The following is a 14029-nucleotide window of genomic DNA, read 5'->3' as shown; positions in this document are numbered from 1 at the left end:
GTGGCCCCGGGCGACACCCTGTGGGAGCTCTCCCAGCGGTACGGGGTGAGCGTCTCCCAGCTGATGTCCGCCAACGACCTCTCGGCCGGCTCCGTGCTGCGGCCGGGCCGCACCCTCACGGTGCCGGGCGGACCCGCCACCGCGCCCCCGGCGGCGTCGTCCGGCGCGGAGGCCACCCCGCAGGACGGGGCCGCGGGCGAGCCGGTCGCGGAGGCCGCGCGGCCCGCCGTGGGCACCACGTTCGCCGGCCGGGAGTACCCCCGGGAGGTGACCGCGTCCGCGAACAGGCACCACGCCGAGCTGCAGCGGCGCGCAGTCCCCTCCCCCGAGAAGATCCGCGAGATGGTGGCCGGGACCGCCCGCGCCATGGGCGTGGACCCCGCCCTCGCACTGGCCCACGCCTCCCAGGAGTCGGGCTTCCGCCACGACGTGGTCTCCCCCGCGGACGCCGTGGGCACCATGCAGGTGATCCCGTCCGCCGGGCAGTGGGCCTCCGCCATGGTGGGCCGGGACCTGGATCTGCTGGACCCGCAGGACAACATCACCGCGGGCGTCGCCGTCATCCGGGAGCTGCAGGACAGGGCGCCGGACAAGGCCACCGGCATCGGTGCCTACTACCAGGGTCTGCACGGCGTGCGGACGTACGGTATGTACCCGGACACCAAGGCGTACGTCAAGGCCGTGAGCGCACAGGAACGGAAATTTGCCCAGTAGCAGCACGAACGACCCCCGCGAGGGAACCCTGCTCGAGAACCGCTACCTGGTGGGGCGCAGGATCGCGCGCGGCGGCACGGCTGCGGTTCACGAGGGCCTGGACGAACGCCTCGAACGTCCCGTGGCCCTGAAGATCATCCACCCGCACATCGCGGAGGACCCGTCCTTCGCGGCACGGGCCCAGCGCGAGGCGAGGTCCGCGGCCCGGCTGCACGACCCCCACGTGGTCTCGGTGCTGGACCAGGGCCGCACCGCGGACGGCGTGCTCTACCTCGTGCTCGAGTACGTGGACGGGCCCACGCTGCGCCAGGTGATCGGCCGTGAGGCCCCCATGCCCCCACGTCGGGTCCTGGACCTTCTGGTCCCCGTGCTGCGTGGCCTCGCGCGGGCCCACCGGATCGGCCTCGTGCACCGGGACGTGAAGCCCGAGAACGTGCTGCTCACCGCGGACGGGGAGGTCAAGGTCGCGGACTTCGGTCTCACCCGCGCCGTGGACGAGCACACCGCCACCTCCACCGTGCTCGGCACCGTGGGCTACGCCGCCCCGGAGCTCGTGGCCGACGGTCCCGTGGACCAGCGCAGCGACGTGTACGCGGTGGGGATCATGGCCTACGAGATGCTCACGGGGTCCCGGCCGTACACGGGCACGGCCCTGCAGGTGGCGCACGCGCACGTGAGCCGGGACGTGCCCGCGCCCAGCGGCGCGGCACCGGGCACGCCTCCCGCGCTGGACGAGTTCGTGCTGCGCGCCACGTCCCGGGACCCCGGCCACCGGCCCGTCGACGCCGCCGAGCTCCTGGACCTGGCGCTCGCCATCCGACGGTCCCTGCCCGATCCCGTGGACCCGCCGTCCCTCAGCGGCGCCCCCACGGAGGTGCTCGCGGGAACCACTCGCGCGGACAGCCCCGGGGGCCCCGCCCCCGCCGACGCACCGACGGAGGCACTGGGGGCGGCCACCGCGGACGCGCCGACGGAGGCGCTGGGTTCCGCCCCGGGCGGGACGCCCGCCGAGGCGGCGACCGAGGCCCTCGGCACGTCAGGCGGGGGCACCCCCATCCTGCCGAGCTACGACCCCGACGCCACCGGGACCCTCGCGACCTCCCGTGTGGGACCGGGAGCGGGTTCCACCGCCCGCCGCTCCCCCGACGCACCCCGGGTCCGCCTCAACCCGCAGCCGCAGCCCCTGCACGTCGCCCTGGCGGTGGTGGTGTTCGCGCTGCTGCTGACCGTGGCCGGATTCCTCGGCTGGTGGCTGGGCTCCGCGCCGGGCACGGCCTCCGCCACCGTGCCGCCCGTGGCGGGTCAGGACACGGCGTCCGCGGAGCGCGAGCTCGCGGGTGCCGGGATCTCCAACGTGGGCGTGCGCACCACCACCAGCAGGGACACGCCGGAGGGCATCGTGCTCGCGACGGATCCCGCGGAGTCCAGCACGGTCCGAGGCATCGAGCAGGTCAACCTGCTGGTCTCCTCGGGGCCCGCCCGGGTGTCGGTTCCCGCGCTCACGGGGAGCTCTCTCGACACCGCCCGCGGCGCCGCCTCGGCCGCGGGCCTGACGCTGGGGGCCGTGACGAACGAGTACTCCACCCAGCCGCAGGGCACGGTGCTCTCGCAGTCCACCGCCGCGGGGAGCGAGGTGGACGAGGGCACGTCCGTGGAGGTCACCGTGGCCGTCAGCACCCCGCAGGGCGAACCACCGGCCGTCGTGGGCCAGGACGTGGAGGCCGCGCGGGCCGAACTGGAGGACAAGGGGTTCACCGTGCGCGTGGACGCCCCGGTGGGCTCCCACCTCAACCGCGTGGTGCGCCAGCGCCAGGACGGGACCACCGTGGTGCTCACCGTCGTGTGAGCGGGTCCCGGCCGGGCGGCGTCGTCGGGGCCGGCTGCGGCACGACGACGCCGCGGCGCGTCAGTTCTGCTCGGAGAGGTACTCCGCCACGAGGAAGGCGATCTCCAGCGACTGCATGTGGTTCAGGCGGGGGTCGCACAGCGTCTCGTAGCGCTCGGCGAACGAGGACTCCGCCACGGGGTCCGAACCGCCCAGGCACTCGGCGACGTCGTCACCCGTCATCTCCACGTGGATGCCGCCGGGGAACGTGCCGAGCTCACGGTGCACCTCGAAGAAGCCGCGGACCTCGTCCACCACGTCCTCGAACCGGCGGGGCTTGTACCCGGACGGCAGGGACACGGTGTTGCCGTGCATGGGGTCCGTGACCCACACCGGCTTGGCGCCGGACTCCTCCACGGCCCGGATGACCGGGGGCAACTTCTCGCGGATGTTCTTCGCGCCCATGCGGGTGATGAACGTGAGCCGCCCGGGCTCCCGCTCCGGGTCCAGGGCGTCGATGAGGCGCAGCGCGTCCTCGCCCGAGGTGCCCGGACCCAGCTTCACGCCGATCGGGTTGCGCAGCCTGGACAGCAGGTCCACGTGCGCGCCGTCGAGGTCGCGGGTACGCTCCCCGATCCACAGGAAGTGCGCGGACGTGCCGTACGGCAGGTTGGTGCGCGAGTCGATGCGGGTCAGTGCCCGCTCGTAGTCGAGCAGCAGGGCCTCGTGGCCCGCGAAGAACTCGGTGGTCTTGAGCGCGTCGAAGTCCGAGCCGCACGCGGCCATGAACTTCACCGCGTGGTCGATCTCCCGGGCCATCGTCTCGTAGCGCGCGTAGGCGGGGTTCGCGGCGAAGCCCATGTTCCAGGCGTGCACACGACGGAGGTCCGCGAAGCCGCCCTGGGTGAACGCCCGGATCAGGTTCAGGGTGGAGGCGGAAGTGTGGTAGCCGCGCAGCATGCGCTTGGGGTCGTGGACCCGGGACTCCTCGGTGAAGTCGAAGCCGTTGACCATCTCGCCGCGGAAGGACGGCAGGGTCACCCCGTCCCGGGTCTCCTCGTTGGAGGAGCGCGGCTTGGAGAACTGGCCGGCCATCCGGCCCATCTTCACCACGGGCAGCGAGGCGCCATAGGTGAGGACCACCGCCATCTGCAGCAGTGTGCGGACCCGGCCGGAGATCTTGTCCGCGGTGGCGCCCGCGAAGGTCTCGGCGCAGTCACCGCCCTGCAGGAAGAACGCCTCTCCGTTGGCCACCTGGGCCAGCCGGGAGCGCAACCGGTCCACCTCGCCGGCGAACACCAGCGGCGGCACCGCGTTGAGCTCCTGGATGGAGTCCGCGAAGTCCGGGTGCTCCGCCCACTGCGGGTGCTGCCCGATGCTGCGCTCGCGCCACTCGTCCAGGCCGGGGTAGTCGGCGGCGCTGGGAGAGGGGGTCGTCACGGAGCGGAACTGTTCAGGCAGGGTCTCGGAACTCATCCCACCAGTCTAGGACGTGGGCCCCGAGGAACCCTCATCCGTGTCCTCCGGCGTCCGGCCGTGGAGCCTGGCGTTGAGCGTGCTCGCCTGCTGGGAGACCGCGTCCGTGACGGAGCGCCCGCGTTCGCGGGTGGCCTGGGCCACGTCCCGCGCCTGCGCCTTGAGACCGGCGGACCTCTCCTCCGCCAGACGGCGCTTGTGCTCGGACGCGTAGCCGTCCGCGGTCTCCTGGCCCGAGAGCTGCTGGATGGCCGCCATGATCTCGTCCGTGACGCGCCGCAGGGTCGCGTGGTCGCCCTGCCGGCCCTTCAGCTCGGAGAAGTCCAGGGGCGCGCCGAAGATGGTGGTGATCCGGGCGCGCCGCGGGTCCGGGAACCGCGATCCCAGGGGCTGCATCTTGTCCGTGCCGATCATCGCCACGGGGATCACGGGCGCACCGGTTTCCAGCGCCAGGCGCGCCACGCCCACCTTCCCGCGGTAGAGGCGCCCGTCCGGGGAGCGGGTGCCCTCGGGGTAGATGCCCACGAGCTTGCCCTCCGCGAGCGCCTGGCCACCCGCACTGAGGGACTTGGCACTCGCGCTGCCGCCGCGCCGGTCCATGGGGATCTGGTTGATCGCCCTGAAGAACGCGGCCACGATCCGGCCCCGGACGCCCGGGGTGGTGAAGTACTCGGACTTGGCCAGGAAGTACACCTGCCGGGGCACGGCCACGGGCATGAAGATGGTGTCCGGCACGGAGAGGTGGTTGCTCGCCAGGATCGCGGGGCCGTGCGCGGGGACGTGCTCCAGGCCGATCACGGTGGGCCGGCAGACCAGGTTGACCACGGGGGCCACCACGTAGTTCCTGAGGAACATGTACACCATGAGCGGGTGACCTTTCGTCGCTGCCGGGGGCGCCGGGCGAGGGCCCGGAACGTGTGGTGGAGGGCGTCCCTGACCGGGCCGTTCCCCGGCCGATTGTCTCATGCTCCCCCGCGGGGGCTGGCACAATGGCGCCATGTCATCGGATCAGCACGGCCACCTCACCCTGCCCGGCACCTCCTCCGTGGGTGTCCTGGTGCTCCACGGCTTCACCTCCACCACGGCGTCGGTGCGGGACTGGGCGCGCGCCCTCCACGGCGCGGTCGACGGCGCCGGGGCCCACCCCGGCGTGAGCGTGCCGCTGCTGCCCGGGCACGGGACGCAGTGGCAGGATCTCGCCGAGCAGCCCTGGCAGGCGTGGCGCGACGCCGTGGACGAGCAGTACTGGCGGCTGCGGCGCCACCACGAGCACGTGGTGGTGTGCGGGCTGTCCATGGGTGGTGCCCTGGCGCTGCACACCGCCGCCCGGCGGGACGTGGCCGGGGTGCTCCTGGTGAACCCGGCGCTGGCGCTGGTCAACCGGATGGCCCGCTTCAGCAGGCTGCTGAGCCCCGCTGTGCCGTCGCTGGCCGGGATCGCGAGCGACATCAGGAGCGAGACCGCGCTGGAGTCCGCGTACGACCGCACGCCGCTGGCCGCCGTGGCCCAGCTCAACGTGCTGATGCACCGCACGGTGCGCACGCTGCCCGCGGTCACGGCGCCCACCGTGGTGTTCCGCTCCGACGAGGACCACGTGGTCTCCGGGGACTCCGCCGAGCTCGTGGCCCAGCGCTCGTCCGGTCCGGTGCGGGTGGTGGCGCTGCCCGACAGCTACCACGTGGCCACGCTGGACCACGACGCCCCGCTGATCGAGCGCATGTCGCGGGACGCGGTGCAGCGGCTCTCCCGCGGGGAGGACTTCCTGGGCGGGGCCCCCGCATGACGCCGCGCGAGCCCTCGGACGATCCCTTCGAGAGCATCATCCGCGGCAACACGTGGGACGACATCCCCGGCGACGACGAGGATCTGGACCCGTGGGCCGAGGACGTCGTGTGGCGCGGGGCGGAGCAGCCCGTCGAGGACGTTCCCCCGGAGCTGCGGGAGGATCCCGAGGACGAGGTCTACGACCCGGATCCCGGCCCCGTGACCGGCGGCATCTCCCCCGCCATGCTGCGGGCCCTGTCCGCCGTGCTCGCGGTGGTGGTGGTCGTGACCGGGCTGTCCCTGCTGCCCGGGCCTCTCCCGGGGCTCGTGTGGACCGCGGCTCTCGCGGGTCTCGTGGGCGCGCTCGTCCTGGTGTTCCGCGCCCTGCCGAGCGATCCCCCGGAGGACGACGACGGCGCCGTCGTGTGAGCCGCCCCGGCGCACCGGCCCACCCGGGATCCAGGAACCGCGGGGCCCCGTCGTGTCCGCTCTTCCGGTGGCAGCTGCACCGGCACGGCAGCTCCCGGGCCCGCCGTGACGCTCCGGGAACGGGCACGACCCCGCCCCATGATGCGGACGTGTCACCTGGCCGCACGGTGTGAAGATGCACACACCGTAAACTGAGACGCAATCTCGTCAGGAAGGTTTTACATGAGACGCGTCAGCGCCCCCGCCCTCGTCAATCCCCTGCCGTACCCGGGAATCGCCCACATCCTCGCGGAACGCGCGCGTGAGCAGCCCGACCTCGTGCTCTACACGGTCCTGACCGCGGGCCGGGAGCGGGACGTCACCGCGCGGCAGTTCCGGGACGAGGTCGTGGGCCTCGCCCGCGGCATGGCCGAGCAGGGCGTCCGGCCCGGGGACCGCGTGGGAATCCTGAGCCGCACCCGCTACGAGTGGTCCCTCGTGGACTTCGCCCTGTGGTGGCTCGGCGCGGTGCCCGTGCCGGTGTACGACACGTCCTCTCCGGACCAGATCGCCTGGATCCTCTCGGACTCCGAAGCCACCGGGATCTTCGTGGAGTCGGAAGAGCTCGCGCAGCGCGTCCGGGAGGCCGCGCGCATCACCCCGTTCCCCGCCGAGCAGCGCATCCGTGTGTTCGACACCGACACCCCGGACGTCTCCCTGGAGTCCGTGGTCGCCGCCGGTGCCCACCGGGAGGACCTCGCGGACCCGTTCGACGGCGTGAGCCTGGAGGACACCGCCACGCTCATCTACACCTCCGGCACCACCGGCCCGCCCAAGGGCTGCGAGCTCACCCACCGCAACTTCGTGGCGTGCTCGCAGAACACGATCCAGGTGGCCGGGGAGCTCATGCACGAGGGTGCGCGCACCCTGCTGTTCCTGCCCCTGGCCCACGTCTTCGCGCGTTTCGTGGAGGTCACCTCGCTGGACGCCGGGATCGCCCTGGCGCACACCCCGGACGTCTCCCAGCTCATGGACGACCTCGCCCGGTTCAAGCCCTCGTTCATCCTCGCGGTGCCGCGGGTGTTCGAGAAGATCCTGGTGGGTGCCCGCTTCAAGGCGCAGGCCGCCTCGCCCGTGAAGAAGCTCATCTTCGAGCGCGCCGTGGCCACCGCCGCGGCGTGGTCCAAGGCCTCGCAGAATGGCCGGGTCTCGCCGTGGCTCGAAGCCCGCCACCGGCTCTACGACAGGCTCGTCTACTCCACGCTGCGGGAGGCCATGGGCGGGGAGGTGCGCTACGCCGTCTCCGGCGGCGCGGCCCTCGGCGAGCACATGGCGCACTTCTTCAACGGGATCGGCGTGTACGTGGTGGAGGGCTACGGGCTCACCGAGACCACCGCACCCATCTCCGCGAACGTCCCCAGCATCAACAGGCTCGGCACCGTGGGCCACCCCATGCCGGGCAACGAGGTGGCCATTGCCGAGGACGGCGAGATCCTGGTGCGCGGTGTGAACGTCTTCGAGCGCTACAACGGTCTGCCGGAGAAGACCGCCGAGGCGTTCCGGGACGGCTGGTTCGCCACCGGGGACCTCGGCCACCTGGACGACGAGGGTCTGCTCACCGTCACGGGCCGCAAGAAGGAGATCATCGTCACGGCCGGCGGGAAGAACGTGATCCCCAACCAGCTCGAAGACCCCATCCGCACCTCCGCCACGGTGGGACAGGTCATGGCCGTCGGGGACAACCGCCCGTTCGTGGCCGCCCTCGTCACCCTGGACCCCGAGACGCTGCCGAAGATCCTCCCCACGCTCGGGCTGGACCCCGGCCTCACGCTCGCCGAGGCCTCCCGCGAGGAGGCGGTGGTCGAACACGTGCAGCGCATCGTGGACCACGCCAACGCCAAGGTGTCCCGGGCCGAGAGCATCAGGGCCTTCCGGATCCTGGACCGTGACCTCACCGTGGCCGACGGCTACCTGACCCCGTCGCTCAAGCTCAAGCGCGCCAAGGTTGCCGAGGACTTCGCGGACGTGATCGAGGGCATGTACACGAAGTAGCCACCCGAGCGTCCGCCCCTGGCCACGACGCCGCCGCCCGCACCCTGGAGTGCCAGGGTGCGGGCGGCGTCGTCGTCCCGTCCGGGACGCGGTCTCAGGAGGCGTCCGGACGCTGGCCGGGGATGTCCAGGCCCAGCAGGGCGTTCTCCACGACCTCCGCGAGCGCGGGGTGGATCCAGTACTGCCCGCGCGCCATCTCGTGCACGCGCAGCCCGAACGCCATGCCCTGCACGAGCGGCTGGATCAGGTTGGAGGCGTCCCGCCCGATCAGGTGGGCGCCCAGCAGCTCGCCGGTGCGGGAGTCCGCGACCAGTTTGCAGATGCCCACGTGGTCCTCCATGGCCCAGCCGTAGGCCACGCCCCCGAAGTCCTGCTCCTTCACGGTGATCTCCGTGCCGTGCTCGCGGGCCCACTCGCGCGCGGCGCGCTCCGTCAGGCCCACAGATGCGATCTGCGGCTCGGTGAACACCGCGGACGGCACGGCCCGGTGGTCCATGGCGCGGGGGTCCTCCGGGTGGACCACGTTGTGGGAGACCACGCGCGCCTCGGCGTTCGCCACGTGCTTGAGCTGGTGCGGGGAGCACACGTCCCCCAGGGCCCACAGCCCCTCGACGGGCTCTCCCTGGGAGAGCACGCGCTGCTGCTCGTCCACGGCCAGCAGACCGCGGTCGGTCACGTCCAGCTGCGCTGCCGCCGGGTCCAGCGTGTCCGCGTTGGGGGTGCGGCCCGTGGCCAGCAGCACCACGTCCGCGGTGCGCTCCCAGCGCGTCCCCGACCCGTCGGTGGCGAGCGCCGCGACCGTGGGCCGCCCGTCCGCGGCCCGCTCGATGCCCGTGATGCTCCACCCCAGCTGCAGGTCCCACTGCTGCGCGGCTTCGCGTGCGAACCGCTCGGCAATGGTGTCGTCGTGGGCGCGCAGCAGCCGGTGGGAGCGGTTGAGCTGGGTGACCGAGGAGCCCAGGCCCTGGAACACGTGGCAGAACTCGGCGGCAATGTACCCGCCGCCCACCACCACCACGTCCCGGGGCTGCTCGGGCAGGCGCATCACGGTGTCCGAGGTGTGCACCCCGGGCAGGTCCGTGCCGGGCACGTCCGGCAGCCGCACACGGGAGCCGTTGGCGAGCACGATGCGCGGCGCGGTGATCCGCTGACCGGAGTCCGTCTCCAGGACGTGCGGCGCCACGAGGTGCACGTACTCCCGGATGACCGTGACGTTCTCCAGGGACTCCCGGAACTGCAGGCCGCCCTCGGAGATCGCGTCGATCCGGCCGAAGATCCTGTCCCGCATGCCGCGCCAGTCCACGCGGTCGATGCTCGCGTCCACCCCCAGCCGGACGGCGTCCCGGGCCTGCTCCGCCACGGTGGCCGGGTACACGTACATCTTGGTGGGGATGCAGCCCACGTTGAGGCACGTGCCGCCGAAGCGACCGGGTTCCACGATGGCCACGTCCAGGCCCCTGTACTCGTCGGTGAGCAGGGAGTTGCCCGAGCCGGAGCCGACGATGATCAGATCGAATGAGCGCATGCGCCCCATGCTAGGACGCCGCCCCGCACGCGGAGCTTGGGGCGGCGTCCGTTCAGCCCACGGCGTGGCGGGCACGCGGGGCGGGGTGGCTCACTGCGGGTCGACCACCAGCACGAGGTCTCCGCCGCTCACGTGCGCGGTGTCCGCCAGTGCCACGCGGGAGACCGTGCCCGCGACGGGCGCGGTGATGGACGCCTCCATCTTCATGGCCTCGATCGTGGCCACAGCGTCCCCGGCGGAGACGGTGTCCCCCTCGGAGACCGTGACGGTGACGGCACCGGCGAAGGGCGCCGCCACGTGACCGGGCCGGGACGTGTCCGCCTTCTCGGTCTCCACCACCTGGGACGTCACGGACTCGTCCCGCACCTCCAGCAGGCGCAGCTGGCCGTTGAGGGTGACCATGACCGTGCGCATGCCCTTCTCGTCCGGCTCGGAGATCGCCTGCAGGGTGACCAGCAGGCGCACGCCCTTGCCCAGTGAGATGACGTGCTCGTGGTCCTGCTCCAGGCCGTACAGGAAGTCGCGGGTGTGCAGCACCGAGACGTCACCGTACTTCGTGCGGGAGCTCTCGAACTCCTTCGTGGGACCGGGGAACAGCAGCCGGTTCAGCGTGGCGCGGCGTGTGGCGCCGGGCTCGTCCAGACCCGCGCGGTCCTCGTCGCTGAGCTCCTTGTCGGCGAGGTTCACCGTGCGCCCCTCCAGCGCCTTCGTGCGGAACGGCTCGGGCCAGCCCGCGGGCGGGGTGCCGAGTTCACCGGCGAGGAAGTTGATCACGGAGTCCGGGATGTCGAACTTGCGGGGGTCCGCCTCGAACTCGGCCGGGTCCACGTCCATGCCCACGAGCTGCAGGGCGAGGTCGCCCACCACCTTGGAGGACGGGGTCACCTTCACGAGGTGGCCGAGCATCTGGTCCGCGGCGTGGTACATGTCCTCGATGGCCTCGAACTTCTCCCCGAGGCCCAGGGCAATGGCCTGCTGCCGCAGGTTGGAGAGCTGCCCGCCCGGGATCTCGTGGCGGTACACGCGTCCCGTGGGGCCCGTGAGTCCGGACTCGAACGGCTTGTAGATGGAGCGCACCACCTCCCAGTACGGCTCCATGTCGCTGACCGCGTCCAGGGACAGGGTCGTGTCCCGCTCCGTGTTCTCGAGTGCGGCCACGAGCGCGGAGCCGGAGACCTGCGAGGTGGTCCCCGCCATCGACGCCGACGCCGCGTCCACCGCGTCCACACCGGCCTCCGACGCCGCCAGGAGGGTGGCCAGCTGGCCGCCCGCGGTGTCGTGGGTGTGCAGGTGCACGGGCAGGTCGAAGCGTTCACGCAGGGCGGTCACCAGCCGGCGAGCCGCCTCCGGGCGCAGCAGACCGGCCATGTCCTTGATCGCCAGGATGTGGGCGCCCGCGTCCACGCACTGCTGCGCGAGGTCGAGGTAGTAGTCCAGCGTGTAGACGCTCTCCTCGGGATCGAGCAGGTTGCCCGTGTAGCACAGGGCCACCTCCGCCACGGCGGTGCCGGTCGCACGGACGGCCTCGATCGCGGGACGCATCTGCTCCACGTCGTTGAGGGCGTCGAAGATGCGGAAGATGTCCACACCGGTCTCCGCGGCCTCGGCCACGAACGCGTTGGTGACCTCCACCGGGTACGGGGTGTAGCCCACCGTGTTGCGTCCCCGCAGCAGCATCTGGATGGGGATGTTGGGCATGGCCTCGCGCAGCAGACGCAGTCGCTCCCAGGGGTCCTCCCCCAGGAAGCGCAGTGCGACGTCGTACGTGGCACCGCCCCACGCCTCGACCGAGAGCAGGCCCGGGAGCAGGTGCGCGTACGCCGGTGCCGCCGCGAGCAGGTCGCGGGTGCGCACGCGCGTGGCCAGCAGGGACTGGTGGGCGTCACGGAACGTGGTGGACGTGACCGCGAGCGGCTCGTACTCGCGCAGCGCACGGGCGAACCCCTCGGGTCCCCTCTCCTGCAGCACCTGGCGCCAGCCCGCGGGCACCTCGTGCTTCGACGGGCCGTCGAACGGGCTGCGGTAGGGCTCGTCCCGCTTGTCCCCGGGGTAGTGGGGAAGCTTGTCGCGCGGGTCGATGCCGTTCACACGCTCGCCGTTGGGCTTGTTGACCGTGATGTCCGCGAGGTAGTTCAGCGCGCGCGTGCCGCGGTCCGCCGAGCCCTTGCCCTTGAGCAGGTCCGGGTGGTTCTCGATGAAGTCCGTGGCCACGTCCCCGGCCAGGAAGTCCGGGTTGTGCAGCACGGCCTGCAGGAACTGGATGTTCGTGGCGATGCCGCGGATGCGGAACTCGGCGAGCGCGCGGCGGGCACGCAGCACGGCCGTGGGGTAGTCCCGGCCGCGGCACGTGAGCTTCACGAGCATCGAGTCGAAGTGCGGGGAGATCTCCGCGCCGGCGTAGAGCGTGCCGCCGTCCAGGCGGACACCCGCGCCGCCCGCGGAGCGGTACGCGCTGACCTTGCCCACGTCCGGGCGGAAGTCGTTGGCGGGGTCCTCCGTGGTGATGCGGCACTGCAGCGCCGCGCCGCGCACCCGCAGGTCCTCCTGGTGGATGCCGAGGTCGTCGAGGGTCTCCCCGGCGGCGATGCGCAGCTGGGACTGCACCAGGTCCACGTCCGTGATCTCCTCGGTCACGGTGTGCTCCACCTGGATGCGCGGGTTCATCTCGATGAACACGTGCTGTCCGGCGCGCTCACCGGCCGTGTCCACGAGGAACTCCACCGTGCCGGCGTTGACGTAGCCCAGTTCCTTGGCGAACTTCACGGCGTCCCGGTGCAGGGCGTCGCGGATCTCGGGGTCCAGGTGCGGGGCCGGGGCGATCTCGATGACCTTCTGGTGGCGGCGCTGCAGCGAGCAGTCCCGCTCGAAGAGGTGCACGATGTTGCCCTCGTTGTCCGCCAGGATCTGCACCTCGATGTGACGGGGGCGCAGCACGGCCTGCTCGATGAACACGGTGGGGTCGCCGAACGCGGTGTCCGCCTCGCGCATGGCGGCGTCCAGGGCGCCCGGCAGCGCCTCGGCGCTCTCCACGCGGCGCATGCCTCGACCGCCACCACCGGCCACGGCCTTCACGAAGACCGGGTAGCCGATCTTCTCCGCGGCGGCGATCAGCTCGTCCCTGTCCGAGGAGGGGTCCGAGGAGTCCAGCGTGGGGATGCCCGCGCGACGGGCGGCACGCAGCGCCTCCACCTTGTTGCCCGCGAGCTCGAGGATCTCCGCACGCGGGCCCACGAACGTGATCCCCTCGGCAGCCGCGGCCCGAGCCAGCTCCGGGTTCTCGGAGAGGAATCCGTAGCCCGGGTAGATGGCGTCCGCGCCCGCCTCCTTGGCCACGCGGATGATCTCAGCCACGTCCAGGTAGGCGCGGACGGGATGCCCCTCCTCCCCGATGTGGTAGGCCTCGTCCGCCTTCTGGCGGTGGATGGAGTTGCGGTCTTCCTGGGGGAACACGGCCACGGTTCCGGCACCGAGCTCGTACGCCGCGCGGAAGGCGCGGATCGCGATCTCGCCGCGGTTGGCCACCAAAATCTTGGAGAACATGTCTGCCGTTTCCGCACGCGGGGCGCTGCGGCCGCCGTGTGCTGGGTGAGGAGGTGATACTGGCTCCGAGCTTACGTGAGCGGCGCCTCACCGGGACGTCGTCCGGAGATCGTGTCACGGGGCCGGGACGACGACCGCGTGGCACGGTGCGGCACGCACCGCCCCCATGTCAGGGGACACCCACGAGCGGAAATACACCCATTAGCATGTAACAGGGCGGCGGACCGCCCCCACTTCAGGTGACAGAAGGGTGATCCGTGCAGATCGTCAGCATCAGCAGCCTCAAGGGCGGCGTGGGCAAGTCCTCCGTGGTCCTCGGTCTGGCCTCCGCGGCACTCGAAGCGCGTGTCCCCACCCTGGTGGTGGACCTGGACCCGCACGGGGATGCCTCCACCGCCCTCGGTGTCCACGCCCGCGCCGGCCACGAGGTGGGCAGCGTGCTGCGCCGCCCGCGCAGGGGGGCCCTGGCCCAGGTGGCCGCCCCCTCCCCCTGGACCGAGCACCCCATCACACCGGACTCCGCGAAGGCCGCCGTGCGCGAGTGGGCACCCGACGACGCCCGCAGGCCGCGGCGGCCCGTGCTGGACGTGGCCCCCGGCTCCGCGGCGTCGTCGCACCTGGACCACGCATCGTTCCGCCCCAAGGACCTGACCCGGCTCGAGAAGGCCCTGCGCGGGCTGGACCGCTACTGGCTCTTATACACATCTGACGCTGCCGACGCAAGA

The 14029-nt window shown here is 72.2% G+C and carries 10 protein-coding genes; 6 read left to right on the top strand and 4 right to left on the bottom strand.

What is annotated here, in order from left to right; translation table 11 throughout:
* Together CWC38_RS08160 and pknB are read left to right on the top strand one after the other, a co-directional pair.
* On the top strand, nt 1-714 hold a 714-nt coding region (locus CWC38_RS08160), incomplete at its 5' end, for a lytic transglycosylase domain-containing protein (protein ID WP_121846283.1).
* Complete coding sequence (gene pknB, locus CWC38_RS08155; protein ID WP_121846282.1) at nt 704-2560, top strand: Stk1 family PASTA domain-containing Ser/Thr kinase; 1857 nt, start codon at nt 704-706, stop codon at nt 2558-2560. The genes CWC38_RS08160 and pknB, both read left to right, overlap by 11 nt.
* Before the next feature lie 60 nt (nt 2561-2620).
* Here the strand turns inward: pknB and CWC38_RS08150 are convergent, their stop codons facing one another.
* Complete coding sequence (locus tag CWC38_RS08150) at nt 2621-4015, bottom strand: class II 3-deoxy-7-phosphoheptulonate synthase (protein WP_206059881.1); 1395 nt, start codon at nt 4013-4015, stop codon at nt 2621-2623.
* Between the two features lie 9 nt (nt 4016-4024).
* Nucleotides 4025-4879 (bottom strand): lysophospholipid acyltransferase family protein, encoded by an 855-nt coding sequence (locus tag CWC38_RS08145; protein WP_121846281.1) that lies wholly within the window; start codon nt 4877-4879, stop codon nt 4025-4027.
* Nucleotides 4880-5012: 133 nt separating this feature from the next.
* Here CWC38_RS08145 and CWC38_RS08140 point away from each other — a divergent pair, with 133 nt between their 5' ends.
* From CWC38_RS08140 to CWC38_RS08130, 3 genes are all read left to right on the top strand, one after another.
* Complete coding sequence (locus tag CWC38_RS08140; protein WP_121846285.1) at nt 5013-5798, top strand: alpha/beta hydrolase; 786 nt, start codon at nt 5013-5015, stop codon at nt 5796-5798.
* Entirely contained in the window at nt 5795-6208 is a 414-nt protein-coding gene (locus CWC38_RS08135; RefSeq protein ID WP_121846280.1) for a hypothetical protein, read from the top strand. Before CWC38_RS08140 ends, CWC38_RS08135 begins: the two co-directional genes overlap by 4 nt.
* A gap of 222 nt (nt 6209-6430) precedes the next feature.
* Nucleotides 6431-8239, top strand: coding sequence for an AMP-dependent synthetase/ligase (locus CWC38_RS08130; RefSeq protein WP_121846279.1), 1809 nt, complete (start codon nt 6431-6433; stop codon nt 8237-8239).
* 94 nt (nt 8240-8333) lie between these two features.
* Here CWC38_RS08130 and CWC38_RS08125 read toward each other — a convergent pair whose 3' ends face one another.
* Nucleotides 8334-9764 carry a mycothione reductase gene (locus tag CWC38_RS08125; protein WP_121846284.1) on the bottom strand — a complete coding sequence of 477 codons (1431 nt, stop codon included), beginning with the start codon at nt 9762-9764 and terminating at the stop codon, nt 8334-8336.
* Between the two features lie 90 nt (nt 9765-9854).
* Nucleotides 9855-13304 (bottom strand): pyruvate carboxylase, encoded by a 3450-nt coding sequence (locus tag CWC38_RS08120; RefSeq protein WP_121846278.1) that lies wholly within the window; start codon nt 13302-13304, stop codon nt 9855-9857.
* A 257-nt stretch (nt 13305-13561) separates the two neighbouring features.
* On the opposite strand from CWC38_RS08120, the gene CWC38_RS12730 reads away from it, so the two are divergent.
* Nucleotides 13562-14029: ParA family protein (locus CWC38_RS12730; RefSeq protein WP_165860375.1), on the top strand; the 468-nt coding region annotated here is incomplete at its 3' end.

Origin of the sequence: Kocuria tytonicola (assembly GCF_003687455.1) — a bacterium.
Lineage (GTDB): Bacteria > Actinomycetota > Actinomycetes > Actinomycetales > Micrococcaceae > Kocuria > Kocuria tytonicola.
Note: the sequence above shows the minus strand (reverse complement) of the source record. Positions and strands in the feature narration are given on the sequence as shown.

What these genes read in the sequence shown, in the direction of transcription:
- CWC38_RS08130 (WP_121846279.1), top strand. Translation starts at nt 6,431, where the DNA reads ATGAGACGCGTCAGCGCCCCCGCCCTCGTCAATCCCCTGCCGTACCCG.
- CWC38_RS08135 (WP_121846280.1), top strand. Translation starts at nt 5,795, where the DNA reads ATGACGCCGCGCGAGCCCTCGGACGATCCCTTCGAGAGCATCATCCGC.
- CWC38_RS08120 (WP_121846278.1), bottom strand. Translation starts at nt 13,304, where the DNA reads ATGTTCTCCAAGATTTTGGTGGCCAACCGCGGCGAGATCGCGATCCGC.
- CWC38_RS08150 (WP_206059881.1), bottom strand. Translation starts at nt 4,015, where the DNA reads ATGAGTTCCGAGACCCTGCCTGAACAGTTCCGCTCCGTGACGACCCCC.
- CWC38_RS08125 (WP_121846284.1), bottom strand. Translation starts at nt 9,764, where the DNA reads ATGCGCTCATTCGATCTGATCATCGTCGGCTCCGGCTCGGGCAACTCC.
- CWC38_RS08145 (WP_121846281.1), bottom strand. Translation starts at nt 4,879, where the DNA reads ATGGTGTACATGTTCCTCAGGAACTACGTGGTGGCCCCCGTGGTCAAC.
- CWC38_RS08140 (WP_121846285.1), top strand. Translation starts at nt 5,013, where the DNA reads ATGTCATCGGATCAGCACGGCCACCTCACCCTGCCCGGCACCTCCTCC.